The organism is Rhodothermales bacterium (genome assembly GCA_039944855.1).
Classification (GTDB): Bacteria; Bacteroidota; Rhodothermia; order Rhodothermales; family JANQRZ01; genus JBBSMX01.
In genome coordinates this window covers 146551-168669 of record JBDUXZ010000002.1, presented here as the reverse complement: position 1 = coordinate 168669, position 22119 = coordinate 146551, and the positions used below count along the sequence as shown (strand labels likewise).

The following is a 22119-nucleotide window of genomic DNA, read 5'->3' as shown; positions in this document are numbered from 1 at the left end:
CTAAACTTGAAATTGGCCCCGATCAACTTTCGCGCTCCCATGCACACGCAAGCGGTCGAGGACTACCTCAAGACGATCTACGACCTCGGCCGGGTTGAGGCCGCCGTCACGACCTCGGCCCTCGCCGAGCGGCTCGACGTCACGGCGGCGTCGGTGACGGGGATGGTGAAGAAGTTGGCGGGGATGAACCTCGTCACGCACGAGCCCTACCGCGGCGTCGCGCTCACGCCTGCCGGCGAGCGGATCGCCCTCGAAGTCATCCGCCACCACCGCCTCATCGAGACGTATTTGCACGAGGCGCTCGGCGTCCCGTGGGACCGCGTCCACGCCGAGGCCGAGCGGATCGAGCACGTGCTCTCCGAAGACCTCGAAGCGCGGATGGACGCCGCCCTCGGCCACCCGACCGTCGACCCGCACGGCGCGCCGATCCCGACGCTCGACCTCGAAATCGCCGAAATCGTCACCGTCCCGCTCGCCGAACTCGAAGCGGGAACGCAGGGCATCGTCGCCGAGGTGAGCGACCACGACGCTGACTTGCTGCGCTACGTCGGCGACCTCGGCCTCTATCCGCAGACGCCGCTCGAAGTCCTCGCCGTCGCCCCGTTCGACGGCCCGCTCACCATCCGCGTCGGCGGGGCCGAGCGGACCGTGGGGCGCAAAGCCGCCCGCTTCATCCTCGTTACCGACCTCCAACTCGCATGACATTGCTCCGCTTCCTCCTGCTCGCGCTCATCGCCCCGCTCGCCGCCTCGTTCGCCGGGTGCGGCCCCGATGCGAGCACGTCGCGTTCCCTCAGCGAGCGGCCCGTCCGCATCGTCGCGACCACGTCGATGGTCGCCGACCTCGCGAGGGAAGTCGGTGGCGACCGCGTCGAGGTCGTCGGGCTCATGGGGGCCGGCGTCGACCCGCACCTCTACAAAGCGAGCGAGGGCGACGTGGGCCGGATGGCCGCCGCCGACCTCATCCTCTACAACGGCCTCCACCTCGAAGGCAAGATGGTCGACGTGCTCGAACGGCTCGGCGACCGCGCCGCTGCCGTGACCGACGACATCGACCGGAGCCAACTCACGTCGCCGCCCGCGTTCGCCGGCAACTACGATCCGCACGTGTGGATGGACGTGTCGATGTGGCGCGACGCCGTCGGGACCGTCGCCGAACGCCTCGCCGCGCTCGATACGGCGCACGCGGACAGCTATCGCGCTCGCGCCGCCACGTACGAACAGCGGCTCGACAGCCTCGATGCGTGGGTCCGCAGTGAGGTGGAGCGCCTGCCCGCCGAGCAGCGCATCCTCGTCACCGCGCATGATGCGTTCGGCTACTTCGGCCGCGCCTACGGCTTCGACGTGCACGGTTTGCAGGGTATCTCGACGGCGACGGAGGCGGGCACGGCGGATGTGCAAAACCTCGCCGCGTTCGTCGCCGAGCGGGAAGTCCCGGCGCTCTTCGTCGAGTCGTCGGTCCCGGCGCGCTCGATTGAGGCGGTCCGCGAGGCGGTCCGCGCGCGCGGGCACGACGTCGAGATCGGCGGCAACCTGTACTCGGATGCGCTCGGCGGCACAGGCTCCGGGGCCGAGGACTACGTCGGGATGATCCGCCACAACGTGAGCACGATCGTCGACGCGCTCGTCGGTGAGCCCGTGGCGCAGCGATGACGACGACGCCCGCGATCGAAGTCACCGACCTCACCGTCGCCTACCGCGATGCGCCCGTGCTGTGGGACGTGGATCTCACCGTGCCCGAAGGCGTGCTGCTCGCGATTGTCGGGCCGAACGGGGCGGGGAAGACGACGCTCATCAAAGCGATGCTCGGGCTGACGGACGTGGCGGCGGGGCAGACGCTGATCTACGGCGAGTCCTACGCCCGGCAGCGGCAGCTCGTCGCGTACGTCCCGCAGCGCGGCTCCGTCGACTGGGACTTCCCGACGAGTGTGCTCGACGTGGTGATGATGGGGCTCTACGGCCGGCTCGGCTGGCTCCGCCGCCCAGGAAAACGGGAGCGTGGGCAGGCGCTCGCGGCACTCGAAAAAGTTGGAATGCAGGACTTCGCGGATCGGCAGATCTCGCAGCTCTCCGGCGGGCAGCAGCAGCGTGTCTTCCTCGCCCGCGCGCTCGTGCAGGACGCGCAGGTCTACTTCATGGACGAGCCGTTCCAGGGCGTCGACGCGACGACGGAGCGGGCGATCGTGACGCTCTTGCAAGAGTTGCGGCAGGCGGGCAAGACCCTCGTCGTCGTCCACCACGACCTGCAGACCGTGCCGGAATATTTCGATTGGGCGCTGTTGCTCAACGTCCGCCGCATCGCCGCCGGGCCCGTCGACGAGGTGTTCACCGAGGCGAACCTCCGGCTGACCTACGGCGGGCGCGTCCCGTTCATCAAAGCCGCGGCGGTGGCCGAACCGTAGAGGCACAGCACGCCGTGCCCCTACCGTGAACCGATGGACCTCCTCCACGACCTCCTCTTCGACTACACGCTCCGCACCGTCGCGCTCGGCGCGGCGACGCTCGGGATCGTGAGCGGGTCCCTCGGGACGTACGCCGTGCTGCGCGGGCAGTCGCTCCTCGGCGACGCCGTCAGCCACGCGGCGCTGCCCGGCATCGCGCTCGCGTTCCTGCTCACCGGCAGCAAGGCCCCGCTCGTGCTCGTCATCGGCGCGGCGCTCGCGGGGTGGGTCGGGACGCTCGCGGTGATGGGCGTCGTGCGGCGCTCGCGGATTCCGTTCGACGCGGCGCTCGGAATCGTGCTCTCCGTGTTCTTCGGCTTCGGGCTCGTGCTCCTCGTCGTGATTCAGCGGCAGCCGGCGGGGAATCAGGCCGGGCTCGACTCGTTCCTGTTCGGGCAGGCGGCGGCGCTCGTCACGCGCGACGTCGTCGTAATGGCGGCGCTCGGGGCAGCGGCACTCGTCGTCACGCTGGCGTTCTGGAAGGAGTTCAAGCTGCTCGCCTTCGACACGGCGTTCGGCTCCACGCTCGGCCTCCCGATGCGGCGGCTCGACGTGGCCCTCACAACGCTCATCGTCATCGCGATTGTAATCGGATTGCAGACGGTCGGCGTCGTGCTGATGAGCGCGATGCTGATCGCGCCGGCGGCGGCGGCGCGGCAGTGGACGGACCGGCTCGGGGTGATGATGGGGCTCGCGGCGTTCTTCGGCGCGCTCGCCGGGGCGAGCGGGGCCGTGATCAGCGCCACGACGACACAGCTCCCGACGGGCCCGACGATCGTGCTCTGCGCGAGCGTGCTCGTCGTCGTCTCCCTCGCGTTCGCGCCGCGCCGGGGGCTGATCGCCGCGTGGCTGCGCGCCCGGCGCAACCGGACGAACCTCCGCGAGATCGGCGTGCTCGAAGATTTGTACACCCTCGCGCTCCAGCACGCCGAGAACCCGCACCACCCGCACCCCGTCGCCACGTTGCAAACGATGACGGCGCGGCCGGAGAGCGTCGTGCCGGGGCTCGAAGCGCTCGCTGCGCGCGGCCTCGTCGCCTCCCACGATGACCGGGGCTGGACGCTCACCGAGCAGGGATTGAGCGCGGCCCGCGCCTTCGCCCGGATTCCAGAGGGCAGCGGGCAGAAAGCAGAGGGCAGCGGGCGGAGAACCACGGGCCACGGACCACGGACCACGGACCACGGACTACCCCCATGACACAGGGTCAACTCGAAATCCAATTGATCGCCGCCGTTACGGCTGCGGCCTGCGCTCTACCGGGCGTCTTCCTCGTGCTCCGCCGCGTGTCGCTCATGAGCGATGCCATCAGCCACGCGATCCTGCCGGGTCTCGTCCTCGCCTTCTTCGTCACGGAAGACCTCGCGAGCCCGCTCCTCATCGTCGCCGCCGCCGCGACGGGCGTGCTGACCGTCGTGCTGATCGAGGCGCTGAGCCGGACGGGGCGCGTGAAGGAGGACGCCGCGATCGGGCTCGTCTTCCCCGTGCTCTTCTCCCTTGGCGTCGTCCTCATCGCCCGCTTCGCTTCCGATGTCCACCTCGACGTCGACGCCGTGCTCCTCGGCGAACTCGCGTTCGCGCCCTTCAACCGCTTCGTCGTCGGTGGGACCGATCTCGGCCCACAAGCGCTGTGGGTGATGGGGCCGGTCCTCCTGCTCAACTTGGGGTTCATCGTGGCCTTCTTCAAAGAGCTCAAGCTCTCCACGTTCGATGCCGGGCTAGCCGCCGCGCTCGGCTTCGCCCCGGTCGCGCTCCATTACGGCCTGATGACGCTCGTCTCCGTCACCGCCGTCGGTGCGTTCGACGCCGTCGGGTCGATCCTCGTCGTCGCGCTCATGATTGCGCCGCCGGCGACGGCGTACCTGCTGACGGACCGGCTGACGGTGATGCTCGGCCTCAGCGCGGGCCTCGGCGTGCTCTGCGCCGTCGCGGGCTACTGGATGGCCCGTGGGCTGGATTCGTCAATAGCCGGCTCGATGGCGACCGCTGCGGGGCTCGCGTTCGCGCTCACGTTCGCGTTTGCGCCCGAGCGCGGGCTCGTGGCCCTCGCGCGGCGGCGGCGGACGCGGCGGCGGGCCTTCGCCGAGAAAATGCTAGCCGTCCACCTGCTCCACCACGAGGGCACGCCGCAGGAGGATCGCGAGTGCCGGGTGCCGCATTTGCAAGAACACCTCCGCTGGACGCCCGACCTCGCGAAGCTCGCCGTTGAGGCCGCCGTGCGCGATGGCTACGTCGTTCGCAGGGTAGATCGCCTTGCCCTCACTGCGGAAGGGCGCGCGTACGCACGGGAATCCATGGTGGATTGACGGTAGTGGGGTCTGGGGAAATCCCTGATAGTAGAGGGCTTGTCACTTTTTTAGATTTAGTCCCTATACACGCTATGCTTTCCCCGAACGATTCCTGTAATTGATCCCGCCGCCATGAGTGATCCCGCCCAGGTCGCCCTACTAGACGAATACCTCGGAACAGCCCTCTCGGCCTCGAACGACCTCGTCGCTACGCTGTGCCCGCAGATGGACGACGTCAGCTTGAGCGCGGACGAGCGCCGTGTGCTCCTGATGCTCTGGACTTCCGACGGCGTATCGGAGCCCGGCATCGCCGAGCGGCTCCACGCGGATCACATCGAGGATGCGCTCGACGCCCTGGAGCAGAAGGAACTGGTCACGCGCATCGCCTCGAAAGAGGGCCGCAGCGTGTGGCTGACCGGGAAAGGACGGGCGATGTGGAAGTTCTGCGGAGCCGAGGAAATGAGCCGCCGCCTCGACCGGCTCAAGAGTGAGATCGTGTCGCTCCGCGACGTGCTGCAACGCACCGTCGGCCTGTTGACCGACGACAACGCTCCGTCCGGGACGTTCCAGGCTACCGCCTGAACCGCTACCTCTGAGCTAACGCGTCCGTGGGCTAACGCAGCCCTGCCTGTTCGCTAGCGGCCTCGTCCTTCCTGTGCGCGGCGGACAATCGAGAGCGTGAAGCCGATGGCGAGGACGATCGTCCCGAGCCAGAGCAGGCTGATGAACGGCTTACGGTACGCCTGCACCACCACCCAGTCGGTCGGCGCCGTGTCGGCCCCCTCGATCGTGAGCTGGACGGCGTCGTCTTCCACGCGCATCCCGGTGAACGAGAAGCCCAAGCCCCAGTCAGGGATCGAGTTCTGGACGTACTGCTGGCTGCGGTCGGCGAGGATGAGGTAGACCGGGGAGATCGTGCGCGCCTCGCCTGTCGCCGTGTTCGTCACCTTCAGCTCCGCGCCGACGGCGAGGTCCAGCGAGTCGGTCGGGATGCCTTCAACGGTCGGCTCGAGATCGTAGCGGACGAACTCGACGGTGTAGGCGCCGTCGCTGAGCGGGGCGGTGTCGCCGCGGCGGAGGAGGAGCTGGCCGGGTGTGGCGTTCTCGCTCCCGCCGCTGTCCATCATCGCGCTCGGGAAGAGGGCGACGTAGATGTCCTGCTCCGCGAAGTTCTCGACGTGGGGGTGCTGAATCCACTGCTCGCTCGTGCTGTGGTAGACCACGTTCTCTGCTTGAAACTGCCGGCCGTTGGGCGTCGTGAAGTCGAGCGTGTAGACGGTCCGGCCGCGGTCGTTGAAGTGCTTGCCGTCGTAGCGGACGGTGTAGCCTTCGATGTTGCGCGCCTCACCCTGCTGGAGGATGAAGTTGTCGCGGTCGCCGCGGATGTCGGCGCCCTGCCCGTCCGAGATCGGGTCGTTGAAGACGGTCGAGGCGACGATGCCGAGGAGCATCAGCGCGAAGCCTACGTGGGTGATAGAGCCGCCGGCGAGCTTGAGGTTGCCTCGCGCGATGCGCCAGAGCACGGCGGCGTTGCCGTAGAAGGCGAAGAACGCGGCGAAGATGAGAAGCAGGAGCAGCAAGCTCTGCCCGTAGCCGGCCCAGAATCCCTCGACGCCGCCGCCGATCCCGGCCTCGATGGCCGCCGCCGGGGCCGCCGCGACGGCGGTGGGCGCGGGCGTTGTAATCGGCACGAACGGCGTCAGCACGAGCACGGCGGCGACGGAGACGACCGTCAGCGCGAGCGGCTTGAGGAGCGCGCGGTTCACGTTCTCGACCGTCATCTTCTTCCACCAGAAAAGCTGCCCGAGGCCCGCGAGCGAGGCGACGATGACGGCGAGCGGGAGCGTCCACGTGTTGTAGAACGAGATCGCCACGCCCGCCGGGTTGTCGCGGAAGATGCGCCCGAGGATCGGCGCGCTCGTGCCGACGATGATGACGAGGCCCATCAGGCAGAGCGTGAGCGCGCCCGTGAAGATCATCGACTCGCGGCTGAGCGTAGCGGGCGGCGTGCGCGGCACCGGCAGCTCCCGGTAGCGGTACGCGAAGAGCCCGAAGCCGACGACGCCCATCGAGAGGATCCAGAGGAGGAGCTGGTTGTAGAGCCCGAGGTCGACGAAGGAGTGGACTGACACGTCGCCGAGGATGCCGCTGCGCGTGAGGAACGTCGAGTAGACGACGAACATGAACGAGGCGATGCAGAGGATGAGCGCGCTCTTGTGCCCAGCCGAACTCTTCTTCTGCACGATCATCGAGTGGATCGCTGCGATCCCGAAGAGCCACGGCACGAGGCTGGAGTTCTCGACGGGGTCCCACGCCCAGTAGCCGCCGAACGAGAGCGTCTCGTACGCCCAGTACCCGCCCATCACGATCCCGACGCCGAGCACGAGCACGGCGTAGAGCGTCCACGGCAGCGCGGGCCGGACCCACTGCGTGTACTGCTTCTTCCACAGCGCGGCAACGGCGAAGGCGAACGGCACGGTCATCGCCGCGAAGCCCGTGAAGAGCGTCGGCGGGTGGATCGTCATCCAGTAGTTCTGGAGGAGGTCGTTGAGGCCGTTGCCGTCGGGCGGGACGTAGCCAGCCTGCTGGAGCACGGGCGCCTCGGGGAATTTCGCGGCGAGGGTCTGGAACGGGGAAACGCCGATCGCGAACGCGCCGAAGTCGACGCCGGCGACCATCGAGAGGAGGAAGCCCTGGCAGAGCGCGAAGACGGCGAGGACGGGCGCTTCGAACGTCCGACGGAGTTCGAGGTCGCGGCCCTCGGCCGGGCGCGAGCCCCAACGGATGAGGAGCGCGCCGAGGACGGCGGTGTAGACGATCCACAGCAGGAACGAGCCCTCCTGCCCGGCCCACGTCGCCGAGAGCGTGAAGTACGTCGGGAGGTCGTTCGACGAGTTCGCGTAGACGTAGGCGTACTGGTACTGGTGCGTCCCGAAGAGGTACACCAACAGCCCGAACGCGACGACGCTCGTGCCGAGCGAGACGAACCATGCCTGCCGCCCGATGCGTTTCCACCACGCCTCGTCGGCCGTTCCCTGGGCGACTTTGAAGTAGGCGACGCCGGCGAGGACGGTCGCCACGAGAGCGACGAGGATGAAGAGGCTTCCAACCGTTCCAATCATGACTCTAGGCGATGACGTTGAGCGAGCGACGGGGCGGACGGCCCGGGGGCCAGCGTCCGTCCGGCAGCGGATACCTCACGGGAATCGAGCCGTTCCTATCCCCGCGCCGGGGGACCGCTAGCATACGAAAAAATCTGGGTATATCTGCCGGATTCATCGTTTTTTGCGCGCTCCTGGTGGAGCGGGGGGTTAGCGGGCCGGGGATCCGAGGGGGGGCGCGAGGTAAACGGGTGAAGCGGGGGAGGTCGTGCCCGTCAGGTCTCGGCTCCCGAATACCACAACGCGCGCACTTGCCCGACGTGCTTCGGCAGGACGAGCGCGGCGAAAGCGAGCACGACGACGAAGCCCGCCGCGCCGTAGAGGCCCCAGGCCGCGAACGGCACGAGCACGGTGGCGACGACGTTGCCGAAGATCGTGTCCCGCACACCGCGCCACGTCGCGAACGCCCACCGGCCGACGAGGAACAGCAGGCCCCACGCCGGCACGAGGAGCGGCGTCACGAGGAGGAAGCCGCCCGCCGCTGTCGCCAGCCCTTTGCCGCCCGCGAGCCGGCCCGACGAGAGCGAGAGCCACAGGTTGTAGTTGTGCCCAGCAATCGCGCCTAGGAGGGCCACGCTCTTCGACCAGTACGGATCCGATGCCCCGAGCGCGGTCGCCACGGCCCAACCTGCGGCGGCGGCGGCGATCCCTTTCAGCGCGTCGAGCGCGAGCACGAGCGCTCCGATACGCTTCGACCCCGTCGTCCGGTAGGCGTTGTTCGCCCCGACGTTCGCCGAGCCCTCGAGGTGGACGTCGAGCCCGTGGCGGCGCTTGACGACGAGGTAGGCCGTCGGGATCGAGCCGATCAGCCAGCCGACGAGGACGGAGGCGAGTAGCGTCATAGCTGCACCGCCGGGGCGTCGGGCTGCGTGTAGATCTGCACCTGCCCGTCGCGCGAGACTTTTATGGCGACGCCGAACCGGCTGAGGTGGCGGGCCGTCAACTCGCCCGTCCCGTAGACGCCCTGGATCGCTTCCCGCCCCGTGTCGACGATACAGCCGTAGCCCAGCACGTCGCCCGTCGTCGCGATGATCGTAGCCCCATCGCTCGTGAGCTGCCGCGTGAGGAACGACCGCCGCGCGGCGTCGAAGAGGGAGACCGGCTCGGTGAGCAGCCGGTTGCGCGTTTTGAGGTGGACGCGCTCCAGCCCGCCCTCCGCCGGGATCCACACGAGGGCGCTGAGGTGGCGGTTCGAGAGCTTGAGGACGAAGGGGAGGAGGGCGTCGAGGAAGGTGCGCGAGCAGCCGAGCCGGCCGATGACGGCGCCGTAGATCGCGCGGTAGTCGCGGAGGCGCCACGTGTCGTTGTGGTACGAGAAGTCGAGCCCGTCGGGGGTGCTGACGCAGAACTCGCTGCGGCTCGTGACGCGGAAGAGGGCCTCGCCCGCGCTGAGCCGGTGCTCCAGCCACTGCCGCGCCGCGCCCGAGCCGGGCGGCACAGCGAAGGCGTGGCTGACGCGGAGGCTGCGGTCGCAGACGTAGTACGTCCCCCGCCCGTCGACCATGAACCAGAACCGCTTGTCGATGCCTTGGGCGTCGTAGAGCGCGAGGGGCCGCGTGAGTGGCGTCGCCGTCGGCTCCCGCTCGGCGTGGGCGCCGGAGGAGCCGACGAAGAGGAGGCCCGTCGTGAACGGCTCGCCCTCGAACGTGGCCGAGCGGAGCTTGCCGAAGAGGTCGAGGAGGTAGAGCACAGCGGCCTCGGCGTAGGCGTCTTCGGCGAGGTAGCCCGCGACGGCGAGCCCGATGAGCCCGTCGCCGAGCGTCCGCGTGGCGTCGGTGAACCCGCGCCGCCGGCTCTCGGCGACGCCGACGCGCATGGCCTCGGCGAAGGCATCGAACACGCGGGCGGTGTCGGCGATGCGGGGCTTGCGGAGGCGGAGCGCGAACGGCGAATCGCTGGCGGGGCCGGCGAGGAGGGCGGTGTCGTCGCTGAGGAGGAGACTGGAGAGATGGCCGTCCCGGAAGTCATCCGCGATGTCCGACGGGAGCGAGGCGAGGGCGTCGCCGAGGGCGTCGGCCCGGAGCAGGTCCGCCTCGGCGTTGAAGAACCGCGCGGCCGTGTTGCAGAGGATGCGCTGCCCCTGAGCCCCGAGCGCGCGCGGGGTGCCGAAGTACAGTCCGGCCGCCTCGGAGGCGGCCTGCTCGGGAGCGCCGGCAGGGTCGGCGTGGGGCATGGCGACGTTCGGACGGGGACGAGACGGGCGACCGCGACGCCGGGGCGGCTCGGGTCCGTCGCAAGATAGCGGAGACGCCGGGGAAAATAACGCGGCGCGCCATGCCCTCTGTCTGCCCCGCCGTCCCTGCCTACTTCGCGTAAGCGACGGCGCGGACTTCGCGGATCACGGTGATCTTGACCTGGCCGGGGTACTGGAGGTCGTGCTCGATCTTCTTCGAGATCTCCCGCGCCATCTGGTCGGCGCGGGCGTCGGAGACGAGGTCGTGGTTGACGATCACGCGGACTTCGCGGCCGGCCTGGATCGCGTAGACCCGCTGCACGCCGTCGAACCCGCGGGCGACCTCTTCGAGCGCCTTCAGCCGCTGGACGTAGTTCTCCAGCCCCTCGCGCCGCGCGCCGGGCCGCGCGCCGCTGATCGAGTCGGCGGCCTGCACGATGGGGGAGAGCGCCGACGTCATCTCGATCTCGTCGTGGTGCGCGCCGACGGCGTTGCAGACCTCGGGGTGCTCTTTGTAACGCTGCGCCCACTCCATCCCGACGATCGCATGCGGGCTCTCCAACTCGCCCTCCACGACCTTCCCGATGTCGTGTAGCAGCCCGGCGCGGCGGGCTTTGCGCGGGTCGAGGTCGAGTTCGGCCGCCATCAGCGAGGCGAGCTGGGCGACCTCCATCGAGTGCGCGAGGAGGTTCTGCCCGTAGGAGAAGCGGAACTTCATCCGGCCGACGAGCCGAACCAGCTCGGGGTGCAGTCCGTGGAGGCCGAGCTCGATCACGGCCTGCTCGCCCGCCTCGATCACGTCCTCCTCGATTTCCGCCCGCGTCTTCTCGACGATCTCCTCGATGCGGGCGGGGTGGATGCGGCCGTCCTGCACGAGCCGCTCCATCGCCACCTTCGCGATCTCGCGGCGCACGGGGTCGAACCCGGAGAGGAGCACGGCCTCGGGCGTGTCGTCCACGACGACTTCAATGCCAGTGGCGGCCTCGAACGCGCGGATGTTGCGGCCCTCGCGCCCGATGATCCGCCCCTTCATGTCGTCGCTCGTGAGCTGGACGACGGAGACGGTGTGCTCGATGGTGTGGGTGGAGGCCGTGCGCTGGATCGCCGTGAGGACGACCTTCCGCGCCTCGCGGTTGGCCGTCATCTTCGCCTCGTCGCGGATCTCTTTGATGGCGGCGGCGGCTTCGAGCTTGGCCTCGTTTTCCAGCTCCTCGATGAGCCGCTCGAGCGCTTCCTGCTTCGAGATGCCCGTCACGGCTTCGAGCTTGCGGATGTGCTCGCCGACGAGGCGGTCGAGGCGGACGTGCTTGGCGGCGAGCGACTCGCGCAGCGCCTCGGCGTCGCGCTCGCGGGCGGCGACTTCCTGCTGCCGGCTGCCGACGGCTTTGGCGAGCTTCTGCACGCTCGCCCGCAGCTCTTCGGCCTCGGTGTTGCGGTGGTCGGCCTCGGCGCGGAGCGCGTCCACGGCGTCGAGCGCCTTCTGGACGGCGTCCTCGCGCTGGCCGATCCGTTTGAGGCGGCGGGCGAGCTTCTCCTGCCGGGCGTCGAGCTTGTGGCGGATACGGCGGAACTTGGACTTCTGCTCCTGCGCCTCGGTCGCCAGCCGGTGCCGCTCGGCTTCGAGCGCATCCCGCGCCGTGACGACGTGCTGCTGGCGGAACGTCTCGGCCTCTTGCTGCGCCTGCTCGATGAGGGCCTCGGCCTCACGCGCCGCCTCATCGAGCCGTCGCCCGGCGCGCCCGACCCACGTCAGCCGGCCGAGCACGAAGCCGAGGCCGAGCGCGACGAGGGCCGCAGCGAGGGAGAGGAGGACGGCAGAGTCCATAGCGTGAGGAGGCCTTATAAAAACGCCCCGGACGAGCGGTCTCGCTTCCGGGGCGCGTGGTGCAGTGCCGGCAGGCCCCGAATCGGGACGGCGCGGCGAAAAGGACACCAGCCTACAGCGCGGTGTATGAAGAAGCCTCTTCAGTACACAGTGGGTGCCGCTCGGGCCCTCTTTCCTTCCACGGTGCTCGCGCGAACGCGGGCGCCCCGACGAATCGGGGGGTGGCCTGGAGGTCAGACCCGAAGGGTGGCTCCCATTTTTCTAGGTGTCAGGCTCTTATAACAGGGCTGCAGACCGGTGATGGGGGCTCGCCGGAGCCGGGATCAAGGAGCCCCGTCAGCGGCCATCGGCGAGCACGGCCTTATATAGAGAAGAGACGGCCGGGAGTTCCGGCGACTCCTTTGGGATTCGTTGAAGGAGGGTGAGGACCGGCGCTCGTCACACGTCGGCGTCGAGCACAGCGTCGAGCCGGTCGGCGAGGGCGTCGGCATCGGTGCCGATGGAGGCGCGGAGCTGCTGCAGCTCGTCGCGGACGAGGTGCAGCTCTTCGGCGATCGCGAGTGCCCCGAGCACGGCGTACGTCAGGTCCGATACGCCGCTGATCTCGCCCTGAACCTGGCGCATCCGTCCGTCGACGTACGCGGCGAGCCGCTTCGTGAACGCCTCGTCCTGCTCCGTTACGCGCAGCGGGTACTCGTGGTCGAGGATCTCGACGCGAAGCGACTTCAAAGACATAAAGGGATCGAAAGGTGGGGAAAGATCAGCCGGCGGATTCCGGCGACGGCTCGCCGTTGGCTTCGGCGGCCTCGGTCTCGGCGGGCGTGTCGCGGGTGGCGGGCTCGGCCAGCATCCGGTCAATGGCTTCGATGAAGCTCTCGACCTTCTTGCGGAGCTCGGCCGGGTCGCCTTCGAGCGTGAGCGTGGGGAGGGCGTCGCCGTCCGTGCGCGCGACGTCGGCCGCGGCGAGCTCCTGCACGCGATCGGAGAGCGCAGCATTCGCCGAGCGCAGTCGCTCGATCTCCGCCGCCGCCGCTTCGATCCGCCCGCGCAGCCGCTCCAACGCGGGAAGCCCGGCGTCGGACGAGGCGGTGGCAGCCGGGTCGGAGGAGGGAGGAGTGCTCATGGCGAGAGGGAGTGGGCGAGCCGAAATATACAGGTGACGCCGACACGGCGGCGGCGCAGCGGGGGCGATTACTGCCGAAGTTCGGCGCGGTGCTCGCGGCCGAGCCGGTCCACGATCGCGCGCACGCGTTTGTCCACGACCTTGTCCGTCAGCGTCTGCTCGGCGCCGAAGCGGAGCGCGAACGCCACGCTCTTCTTCCCGGCCTCGATGCGGTCGCCGGCGTAGAGGTCGAACACGCGGACGTCGCGGAGGAGGCCGCCGCCGGCCGCGCGGATCGTCGCGAGGAGCGGGCCGACGGGAGTATCGGCGTCCACCGTCACGGCGAGGTCGCGGTCCACGGCGGGCGCCCGCGAGATCGGCACGTAGCGCGTCGGCGGCCGGGCCGTGGCCGCGGCGGCGATCGTCTCCCAGTTCAACTCGGCGAAGTAGACCGGCTCCTGGAGATCGGACCGCTCGGCGAGCGCGTCCGACGTGCGCGCGAGCACGCCGAGCCGCTGCCCGTCGTGTTCGAGGAAGAGGCGGTACGCCGTCCGCTCGTTCGCCTCCGGCGCAGCGACTTCTTCGACGCCGTCGATCCCGAGCGCGCGGAGCAAGAGTTCGACGACGCCTTTCAAGTCGTAGAAATCCACCGCCCGCTCGTCCCGGTCCGGTCCGGCGAGTTGGGCCGGGCCGCTCATCCCGAGGATCATCGACGGGTGCTCGTGGTAGCCCTCGACCGGGTTCGTCGGGTCGTCGGCGCGGCCGTAGACGTGGCCGAACTCGAAGAAGCGGAGCGGCCCGCCGTCGCGGTTCTGGTTGTAGGCGAGGGCGCCGAGCAAGCCCGGCAGCAGGCTCGGCCGGAGCGCCGCCATCTCCCGACTGATCGCGTTGACGGTGACGGCCGGCGCCATCTCGACGCCGACGAGCTCCGCCGCGTCGAACGCTTCGGCGACGCGGACGGGGAGGAGGCTGTTCGTGTACAGCTCGCGGAAGCCGAGCCCGACGAGCTGCCCCTCGGCCCGCTGTCGGAGCTGCGCCTCGCGGTCGGGCCGGGGCGGGGTGAACGGGATCGCCGTGCGCGGCGGTGTCGGGATCCGGTCGAAGCCCCACAGTCGGGCGACCTCCTCGATCACGTCGATCTCGCGTTCCACGTCCGGCCGGAACGTCGGGACGACGCACGTCATCCCGATCTTCGCCTCCTCGCCTTCGACAACGCCCGAGCGGAGGGCGCGGCCCAACATCGACCCGGCGACGCCGGGGTCGCCGACTTCGAAGCCGATGGCGGTGAGCAGCCGCTTGATCTCGTCGAGCGGGATCTCGGCGCCGAGGACGTGAGCGAGCCGCTTCGGGCGGAGCGTGATCTCGCGCGTCTCCGGCGTGACGGGCCGCTCGTCCACAATCCCGGGCACGATCTCGCCGCCGCCGAGCTGCACGATGAGGTGGGCCGCGCGCGCCGCCGCCCACGCCTGCCCGGCCGGGTCCACGCCGCGCTCGAAGCGGTACGAGGCGTCGGTCTGGATGTTGAGCGCCTTCGCCGTCTTGCGGATCGAGGTCGGGTCGAAGTATGCGCTCTCGATGAGCACGTCGGTCGTCGTGTCGGTGACCTCGGAGTTCTCGCCGCCCATCACGCCGCCGATCGCCACCGGCGTCTCGGCGTCGCAGATCATCAGGGTTCCGGCCGGGAGCGTGCGCTCCACGCTGTCGAGCGTGGTGAACGTTGTCTCGCCCTCCGTCTGCCGGACGACGATCTTCGCCCCGGCGAGGGTCTGGAAGTCGAAGGCGTGGAGCGGCTGCCCGACCTCGTGCATCACGTAGTTCGTGACGTCGACGACGTTGTTGCGCGGGCGGAGGCCCACCGCTTCGAGCCGCGCCTTGAGCCACGCCGGCGACTCGCCGACGGTGACGCCGCGCACGAGCATCCCGACGTAGCGCCCGCACACGGCCGGGGCCTCGATCTCGACCTCGAACGCCTTCGCCGCTTTCCCGCCGCCCTCCGGCACGTCGACCTCGGGCTTCATCAGCGGCTTCTCCGTCACGGCCGCCACGTCGCGCGCCACGCCGAGGTGGCTCGTCGCGTCCGGCCGGTTCGGCGTGATCGCGACGTCGATCGTCACGTCGCGCACCGGCACGCCGCGCTCGCGGAGGTAGCGCTCGAACGGCTGTCCGACGGGGGCATCCTCGTCCAGTACCATAATCCCTGCGTGGTCGGTGCCGAGCCCGAGCTCGTCCTCGGCGCAGATCATTCCGTTCGACTCCTCGCCGCGCAGCTTCACCTGCCCGAGCGTCACCGGCTCCAGCTCGCCCGTCTTCCGCGAGGGCAGCAGCAGCGTCGTCCCGACCGTCGCCACTGCGACCTTCTGCGCTGCCGCGACGTTCGGCGCGCCGCAGACGATCTGCACCGGGCCGCCGCTCCCGAGGTCCACGTCGCATAGCGTCAGCCGGTCAGCGTTCGGGTGGGGCCGCGTCGCGAGGACATGCCCGACGACGACGCCCGAGAGGTCGCGCCCGCGCCCCTCGACGGACTCGACTTCGAGCCCGACCATCGTCAGCACGTCGGCGAGTTCGTCGGGCGCGAGGCCGTGGTCGACGTAGTCGGAGAGCCAGTTGTAAGAGATGTTCATGGGGGAGGATGATTCGGGGGTCGAGTCGGCTTCGAGGTAGAGACGCGACATGTCGCGTCTGTACGGTACGGGGCGTTCGCGCAGCTAAAACTGCTTGAGGAAGCGCGCGTCGTTCTCGTAGAAGAGGCGGATGTCGTCGACGCCGTACTTCAGCATCGCCATCCGCTCGACGCCCATGCCCCACGCGTAGCCGGTGTAGCGCTCGGGGTCGATCTGGACGGCTTCGAGCACGTTCGGGTCCACCATGCCGCAGCCGAGGATTTCGAGCCAGCGCCCGCCGTCCCCGCTCTCGTCCGCCCACCAGATGTCGACCTCGGCCGAGGGCTCGGTGAAGGGGAAGAAGCTGGGGCGGAACCGCATCCGCACGTCGTCGCCGAAGAGGGTCTGGGCGAAGACGTGGAGCATCTCCTTGAGGTCGGCGAAGGTGATCCCTTCGTCCACGACGAGGCCCTCGACCTGGTGGAACAGGCAGTAGCTCTTGTACGAGATCGCCTCGTTGCGGTAGACGCGGCCGGGGACGATCACACGGACGGGCGGGCCGGAGCCGTCCTCCACCGCGCGCTCCAGCACGCGGATCTGCGCCGGCGAGGTGTGCGTCCGCATCACGATGCCGCGGCCCTCGGGCGCGGGCGGTTCGAGGAAGAGCGTGTCCTGCATATCCCGCGCGGGGTGGTCCGGCGGGAAGTTCAGCGCGGTGAAATTGTGCCAGTCGTCCTCGATCTCCGGGCCTCCCGCGATGTCGAACCCGAAGCGGGCGAAGATCTGCTCGATCTCGCGGAGCGTCTGCGTCAGCGGGTGGAGGCTGCCGACGCCGTCGGGTCCCACGACGGGCGCCGGGATGCGGCCGGGGAGCGTGAGGTCGAGGTCGGTCCGCTCGGCGCCGGTGCTGCCGGCGAGCGCGGCCTGCGCCGTCTCGATGGCGGCCTCGGCCTTCTGCCGGAGGGCGTTGAGCGCCTGCCCCGCCCGCCCGCGCTCGGCGGGCTCGACCTCGGTGATCCGCCCGAAGAGGGCCGTGACGACGCCGCTCTTCCGGCCGAGCATGCGGATGCGGAAGGCCTCGATCTCGTCGGGCGTCGAGAGCCGGGCGTCGTCGATCTCGCGGGTGAGCGCGTCGATCTCGTCGTGGAGCGTGGTCGTGTCGGCGGACATGGCAGCGATGGCTAGCGAACAAAAATTCCCGCCGGGCACGGCGGCCAGGCGGGAACGGGGGTCGAGCGGGGCCTGGCGGACTACGCCGTGGCTTGCTCGACGACTTTCGTAAAGGCTTCCGCGTCGTGCATGGCGAGGTCGGCCAGCACTTTCCGGTTCAGCGGGATATCCGCCTTGCGGAGGTCGGAGATGAGGCGCGAGTACGTGGTGCCGTTGAGCCGCGCGGCGGCGTTGATACGGGCGATCCACAGGCGCCGGAACTGCCGCTTCCGTTGGCGGCGGTCTCGGTACGCGTACTGCAGCCCCTTCTCGACGGAGTGCTTGGCAACGGTGTAGACGTTGCCTCGGCGACCCCAGTAGCCCTTCGCAAGCTTCAGAATCTTCTTGCGGCGGCGACGGGAAGCCACGGTGTTACGGGCGCGTGGCATTTGGTTGCTCCGTTAAAAGGGTAGAGGGAATGAGGGAGGACGAGGGACTTATTTGGTCCCGACGATGAGGCGCTTCATGCGCTTCTCGTCGGCCTGATCGACGAGCGTCGTCTTGCGGAGATCGCTCTTCCGCTTCGGCGACTTCTTCGTCAGGATGTGGCTCGCAAACGCCTTCTTGCGCTTGAGTTTGCCGGTCCCGGTCCGAGCGAAGCGCTTTTTGGCGCCGCTGTTGGACTTCATCTTCGGCATAGGGCTCCTCGAGGAGTTTTCCTGCGGTGAGGCCAAAAAAAGAGGCGCTCCGTGACGGGTCGCCTCTTCTGGCAGAACCTGCAAGATAGCAGTGCACGGTCGGGCGCTGCAACGGCGGAGTTTGAAGAGCGAGCGTAAAACGTGTCGGGGATGTAGGGAAGGGAGCGGCGAAACCACGTCCGCATTCCCACCCCTCCGCACTCACGAACCGCTCTTGTCCTTCTTGCCGGACTTGTCGGGCGTAAGCATCACCGTCATCCGGCGGCCTTCCATCTTCGGGAGCTGCTCGACGCGCGAGATGTCCGCGAGCTCTTCGATGAACCGGCCGAGGAGGTCGGCGCCGCGGTCCTTGTAGATGATGTCGCGGCCGCGGAACTGCACCCACGCCTTGACCTGGTTGCCGTCTTCGAGGAAGCCGCGGGCGTGCTTCGCCTTGAAGTCGAAGTCGTGGTCGTCCGTGTTGGGGCGGAAGCGGACCTCTTTGAGCTCGACCTTGTGGGCCTTCTTGCGCTGCTCCTTCTCCTTCTTCTGCTGCTCGTAGCGGAACTTCCCGAAGTCCATGATCTTGGCTACGGGCGGGTCCGCATCGGGGGCCACCTCGACGAGGTCGAGGCCGCGCCGCTGGGCGAGTTCGAGGGCCGCGCTAATTTCGTAGATGCCGTGCTCGCCCTCGGGGTCCACGACGCGCACGCGCTCGGTGCGGATCTGGTCATTGATGCGAGTGCGGGGGCCGCGTTGTTGTACCGGCCGGGAGTATCGTCTAGCGATGGGTCGTCTCCTTCTGGTGATCGGGGTGGGCCTGCGGCATTGCGGGCCCGGACGTAATTGTAAAGGCGAAGGCGGGGAGGAGGTTTCCGGATTCCGTCTTCGCGCGCGCGTCAGCCTGCCGCAAGATACGAACGTACGCTACTTTCACAGTTCCTCCCCCCAACGCTCCCTCCCCAACGTCCCACGCATGGCCCGCCTCGCCCTCTATCCCGGCTCCTTCGACCCCGTCACGCTCGGCCACCTCGACGTGCTTCGCCGCGCCCTCCGCCTCTTCGACCGCGTCGAGGTGACGATCGCCGTCAACGCGGCGAAGAAGATGCTCCTCTCGGACGAGGAGCGCGTGGCGCTCGTCGAAGCCTCCGTCGCCGACTGGCCCGCCGCCGAGCGCGACCGCATCGACGTGGCGCTGTACGAGGGGCTCATCGCCGACCGCGCGGCCGAGCGCGGGGCCGTCGCCCTCGTGCGCGGCATCCGGCAGGTGACGGACTTCGACTACGAGCTCCGCATGGCGATCGCGAACCAGCGGCTCAACGCCGAGGCCGTCACCGTTTTCCTCACGCCGAGCGAGGAGCAGGCGTTCACGAGCTCGTCGCTCGTCCGCGAGATCCACCGCTTCGGCGGCGATGTATCGTCGTTCGTCCCGCCGCCGGTGCTGGAGCGACTGCGGGCGGAGAAAGGCTGAGAACGGGTTGCTCTGTTGAGAAGCTGGATTGTCTTTCATCCCGAGCGAAACAGCGTGGAGCCGAGGGATCTTTTCGGGCACAGGTTCAACAGTCTGTTGCGGGCTCCCCCGGAGAGATCCTTCGGCTGCGGCCGGCGGCCTCCGCTCAGGATGACATCCATTCCAGCTTCTCAACAGAGCAAGAACGGGTCTGTGAGGCTGGACTGGAATCCCCCTCCTAGACAGGAGGGGTGTCCGTAGGACGGGGCGATAGACGGAGGGAAGATGCCACGGCTCGTCTACCCCCTCCCCCTTCGGGGACTCCCCCTGACTAGGGGGAGGACTCCAATCGGAGCTTCCAGTGACTTCATAAACGCACGCTGAGACGTAGGCTCGGCGTTGCGCTTGCCTTCGTACCTTTGGCGGCGTCGCCCCTCTCCCCAACTTCGGCCCGCCATGCCCTCCGTTACCGACCCCGAACTCAACCCCCGCGTGGCCGCGATGCAGCCGTCGGCGACGCTCGCCATGTCGGCCCGCGCGAAGGCCCTCGTGCGCGCCGGCAAGCCCGTCATCGAGCTCTCGGCCGGCGAGCCCGACTTCGACACGCCCGCGCCGATCTGCGAGGCCGGCCGCCGCGCCATCGACGAAGGCCACACCCGCTACACGGCGAACGCCGGCACGCCCGCGCTCCGTGAAGCCATCGTCCGCAAGCTCCGCGACGACAACGGGCTGACGTATTCCCCGGCCGAGATCCTGTGCTCGAACGGCGCGAAGCAATCCGTCGCGCAGGCCATCTTCGTCCTCTGCCGCCCCGGCGACGAGGTCGTGATCCCCGCGCCGTACTGGGTGTCGTATCCCGAGATGGTACAGCTGGCGGGCGGCGAGTCCGTCATCGTGGAGACGACGCCGGAGAGCGGCTACCGGATGGGGCCGGACGAGCTGGCGGCGGCGCTCACCGAGCGGACGCGGATCGTCGTGCTCAACTCGCCCTCGAACCCGACGGGCGCGGTCTATTCCCGCGCCGAGCTCGAAGCGCTCGCCGAGGTGCTGCGCGGCCGGGACGACGTGTTCGTGGTCTCCGACGAGATCTACGAGCGCGTGATCTACGACGCCGAGCACGTCTCCTTCGCCGCGCTCGACGGGATGCGCGAGCGGACGGTGACGGTCAACGGCTTCTCGAAGGCATATGCGATGACGGGCTGGCGGCTGGGCTACCTCGCCGCGCCCGCGTGGATCGTCGAGGCCGCGTCGACGATGCAGGGGCAGTTCACGTCGGCGCCGTCGGCGATCACGCAGCAGGCGGGGATTGCCGCGCTCGCGATGGACCCCGAGCCGATCCGGCAGATGGTCCGCGCCTTCCGCGAGCGCCGCGACTTCGTGCTCGGCGCGCTCACGGCGATCCCCGGCGTCCAATGCCCGACGCCCGAGGGCGCGTTCTACGTCTTCCCCGACGTATCGGCGTACTTCGGCCGGACGGCCCCGAGCGGCCGGGCCGTGGCGAATAGCGAGGACCTCTGTTTCTACCTCCTCGAAGAGCACGACGTGGCGCTCGTCCCGGGCGATGCGTTCGGCGCGCCCTACGGCATCCGCCTCTCGTACGCGGCCTCGACGGACGACCTGCGCGAGGCGATGCGGCGGATCTCGGCCGGCCTCGGCGCGCTGCAGGCGTGACCGACGGTGCGGGGCCGGACCACTGAACTTCGGGAGGGTCGGTGCGTAGGTGCCCCTCCTTTTCGCCGCTGACCGACCCCCAACTCGTTGGATTCCCCGCTTCCGCCGCCGACCTACCGCGCCGACGAACCGCTGCCCCGTGCGCCCGAGGCGTACGACAGCCTGCTCATCGACACGAGCCCGCCGCCGGAGCGCCGCTGGCTCCACCTCGTGCTCTTCCTGCTCACGGTGGGGACGACGGTGTGGGCGGGCGGCACGCTCGTCGGCCGCGAACTGGTCTACGCCGAGTTCGGCCTGCGGGCGTTCATCTGGGACGGGCTCCGCTACGCGTTCCCCCTCCTCCTCTTCCTCACGGTCCACGAGTTCGGCCACTACTTCGCCGCGCGCATCCGCGGCATCGATGTCTCGCTGCCGTACTACATCCCGTTCCCGTTTCCCTTCCTCCAGCCGAACATCGGCACGTTCGGGGCGGTGATCCGGATTCGGGAGCCGCTGCGGCGGACGAGTCAGCTCTTCGACATCGGCGCGGCGGGGCCGCTCGCGGGGTTCGTCGTCGCGCTCGGCGTGCTCGTCTACGCGCTCGCCACGCTGCCGCCGCCGGAGTACGTGTTCGGGCTCGGCGGGCACGAGTCGCTCAAGCTGTTCGTGGACCGGTTCGGCGCGTTCCCCGGGCAGCCGCTTCCCGAGCCGGGGATGATCGGCCGGCTGACGATCGGGAATACGCCGCTCTACTGGGCGCTCTCGCAGTTCTTCCCAAACGTCCCGCCGATGTACGAGATGTACCACTACCCGGTGCTCTTCGCGGGGTGGCTCGGCCTGTTTTTCACCGCGCTCAACATGCTGCCCGTGGGCCAGCTCGACGGCGGGCACATCCTCTACGCCCTCGCCGGGCCGAAATGGCACGGCCGCATCGCGCGGCTCTTCGTCATCGTCCTGCTGTTCTCGGCGACGCTCGGGCTGATGGCCGACACGGGGCCGCTCATGGCCGAGCTCGCGACGCAGAACGGCTACCCGGCGGGGCTCGGGGCGGCGGGGCTGTGGGTGATCGCGGCGGCGCTGCTCTACTTCTTCTTCGGTCGGCTGTTCGATGACCAGCGGGCCGTGGTCGCCGGGCTGTTCGTCACCGTCGCGGCGGCGGCGGTCGCGCTCCGCATCGGTGGGATCGCGGAGTCGATAGGCTACTCGGGGTGGTTCTTCTGGTGCTTACTGATCGTGACACTGATCAAAGTGGACCACCCGCCGGTCATGCATCCCGAGCCGCTGACGCCGGGCCGCCGCGCGCTCGGCATCTTCGCGCTCGTCCTGTTCGTGCTCTGCTTCAGCTTCAAGCCGCTCTATATCGCGTGAGGCAGGCGGAGGCCGGGTGCCAATCCCGACCAGGGCAGACACAGAGGTCTGCCCCTACGGGTGCCTGCGGTAAGCGTGAGTACAATCCGACCCCCGACCTCTGAACACGGGGCAATTACGACGCACCACCCGGCGCAGGCTTGCGCCCGCTCGTCCGGGCGTCGTAGGTTCGGGGCCGCTTCCGAGAACCCGCCGCCACGCCGCCCGCCCCTTCGCTACGAGAGACGCTATCTTCCCGC

Annotated in this window: 20 protein-coding genes; 9 read left to right on the top strand and 11 right to left on the bottom strand. The window is 69.2% G+C overall.

Annotated features, from left to right (window positions below):
- Positions 1-39: 39 nt before the first annotated feature.
- The 6 genes from ABJF88_01035 (at position 40) to ABJF88_01010 (ending at position 5307) form a co-directional block, all read left to right on the top strand.
- Complete coding sequence (locus ABJF88_01035) at positions 40-702, top strand: metal-dependent transcriptional regulator (GenBank protein MEP0545495.1); 663 nt, start codon at positions 40-42, stop codon at positions 700-702.
- Positions 699-1652 (top strand): zinc ABC transporter substrate-binding protein, encoded by a 954-nt coding sequence (locus ABJF88_01030; protein MEP0545494.1) that lies wholly within the window; start codon positions 699-701, stop codon positions 1650-1652. Before ABJF88_01035 ends, ABJF88_01030 begins: the two co-directional genes overlap by 4 nt.
- On the top strand, positions 1649-2401 hold the full coding sequence (locus ABJF88_01025; protein ID MEP0545493.1) for a metal ABC transporter ATP-binding protein: 753 nt from the start codon (positions 1649-1651) through the stop codon (positions 2399-2401). The genes ABJF88_01030 and ABJF88_01025 overlap by 4 nt, the downstream gene beginning before the upstream one ends.
- Before the next feature lie 33 nt (positions 2402-2434).
- On the top strand, positions 2435-3637 hold the full coding sequence (locus ABJF88_01020; GenBank protein MEP0545492.1) for a metal ABC transporter permease: 1203 nt from the start codon (positions 2435-2437) through the stop codon (positions 3635-3637).
- Positions 3634-4743 carry a metal ABC transporter permease gene (locus tag ABJF88_01015; protein MEP0545491.1) on the top strand — a complete coding sequence of 370 codons (1110 nt, stop codon included), beginning with the start codon at positions 3634-3636 and terminating at the stop codon, positions 4741-4743. Before ABJF88_01020 ends, ABJF88_01015 begins: the two co-directional genes overlap by 4 nt.
- Positions 4744-4857: 114 nt before the next feature.
- Positions 4858-5307 (top strand): hypothetical protein, encoded by a 450-nt coding sequence (locus ABJF88_01010; protein ID MEP0545490.1) that lies wholly within the window; start codon positions 4858-4860, stop codon positions 5305-5307.
- A gap of 53 nt (positions 5308-5360) precedes the next feature.
- On the opposite strand, the gene ccsA is transcribed toward ABJF88_01010, so the two are convergent.
- The 11 genes from ccsA to infC form a co-directional block, all read right to left on the bottom strand.
- Positions 5361-7847, bottom strand: a complete 2487-nt coding sequence (ccsA, locus tag ABJF88_01005) for a cytochrome c biogenesis protein CcsA (protein MEP0545489.1) — start codon at positions 7845-7847, stop codon at positions 5361-5363.
- A 254-nt stretch (positions 7848-8101) separates the two neighbouring features.
- Positions 8102-8728, bottom strand: a complete 627-nt coding sequence (locus ABJF88_01000) for a glycerol-3-phosphate acyltransferase (GenBank protein ID MEP0545488.1) — start codon at positions 8726-8728, stop codon at positions 8102-8104.
- A complete protein-coding gene (locus tag ABJF88_00995) occupies positions 8725-10059 on the bottom strand; it encodes a hypothetical protein (protein ID MEP0545487.1) in 1335 nt (444 codons plus the stop codon). The genes ABJF88_01000 and ABJF88_00995 overlap by 4 nt, the downstream gene beginning before the upstream one ends.
- A 130-nt stretch (positions 10060-10189) precedes the next feature.
- Positions 10190-11884, bottom strand: a complete 1695-nt coding sequence (rny, locus tag ABJF88_00990; GenBank protein ID MEP0545486.1) for a ribonuclease Y — start codon at positions 11882-11884, stop codon at positions 10190-10192.
- A gap of 438 nt (positions 11885-12322) precedes the next feature.
- Positions 12323-12619 carry a cell division protein ZapA gene (locus ABJF88_00985; protein MEP0545485.1) on the bottom strand — a complete coding sequence of 99 codons (297 nt, stop codon included), beginning with the start codon at positions 12617-12619 and terminating at the stop codon, positions 12323-12325.
- Positions 12620-12644: 25 nt separating this feature from the next.
- Positions 12645-13007: a hypothetical protein gene (locus ABJF88_00980; GenBank protein MEP0545484.1), complete on the bottom strand. Its 363-nt coding sequence runs from the start codon at positions 13005-13007 to the stop codon at positions 12645-12647.
- Positions 13008-13075: 68 nt separating this feature from the next.
- Positions 13076-15607, bottom strand: a complete 2532-nt coding sequence (pheT, locus tag ABJF88_00975; protein ID MEP0545483.1) for a phenylalanine--tRNA ligase subunit beta — start codon at positions 15605-15607, stop codon at positions 13076-13078.
- Positions 15608-15691: 84 nt separating this feature from the next.
- Positions 15692-16756 carry a phenylalanine--tRNA ligase subunit alpha gene (gene pheS / locus ABJF88_00970; protein ID MEP0545482.1) on the bottom strand — a complete coding sequence of 355 codons (1065 nt, stop codon included), beginning with the start codon at positions 16754-16756 and terminating at the stop codon, positions 15692-15694.
- Between the two features lie 80 nt (positions 16757-16836).
- Positions 16837-17184, bottom strand: a complete 348-nt coding sequence (rplT, locus tag ABJF88_00965) for a 50S ribosomal protein L20 (protein MEP0545481.1) — start codon at positions 17182-17184, stop codon at positions 16837-16839.
- A gap of 48 nt (positions 17185-17232) precedes the next feature.
- Positions 17233-17433, bottom strand: a complete 201-nt coding sequence (gene rpmI, locus ABJF88_00960) for a 50S ribosomal protein L35 (GenBank protein ID MEP0545480.1) — start codon at positions 17431-17433, stop codon at positions 17233-17235.
- A 201-nt stretch (positions 17434-17634) separates the two neighbouring features.
- Positions 17635-18150 (bottom strand): translation initiation factor IF-3, encoded by a 516-nt coding sequence (gene infC, locus ABJF88_00955; GenBank protein ID MEP0545479.1) that lies wholly within the window; start codon positions 18148-18150, stop codon positions 17635-17637.
- 238 nt (positions 18151-18388) lie between these two features.
- Between infC and coaD the strand changes: the two genes are divergently transcribed.
- The 3 genes from coaD (at position 18389) to ABJF88_00940 (ending at position 21880) form a co-directional block, all read left to right on the top strand.
- Positions 18389-18883: a pantetheine-phosphate adenylyltransferase gene (gene coaD, locus ABJF88_00950; GenBank protein ID MEP0545478.1), complete on the top strand. Its 495-nt coding sequence runs from the start codon at positions 18389-18391 to the stop codon at positions 18881-18883.
- Between the two features lie 435 nt (positions 18884-19318).
- Positions 19319-20533 (top strand): pyridoxal phosphate-dependent aminotransferase, encoded by a 1215-nt coding sequence (locus ABJF88_00945; protein MEP0545477.1) that lies wholly within the window; start codon positions 19319-19321, stop codon positions 20531-20533.
- Positions 20534-20620: 87 nt separating this feature from the next.
- Complete coding sequence (locus ABJF88_00940; protein MEP0545476.1) at positions 20621-21880, top strand: site-2 protease family protein; 1260 nt, start codon at positions 20621-20623, stop codon at positions 21878-21880.
- Positions 21881-22119 lie beyond the last annotated feature (239 nt).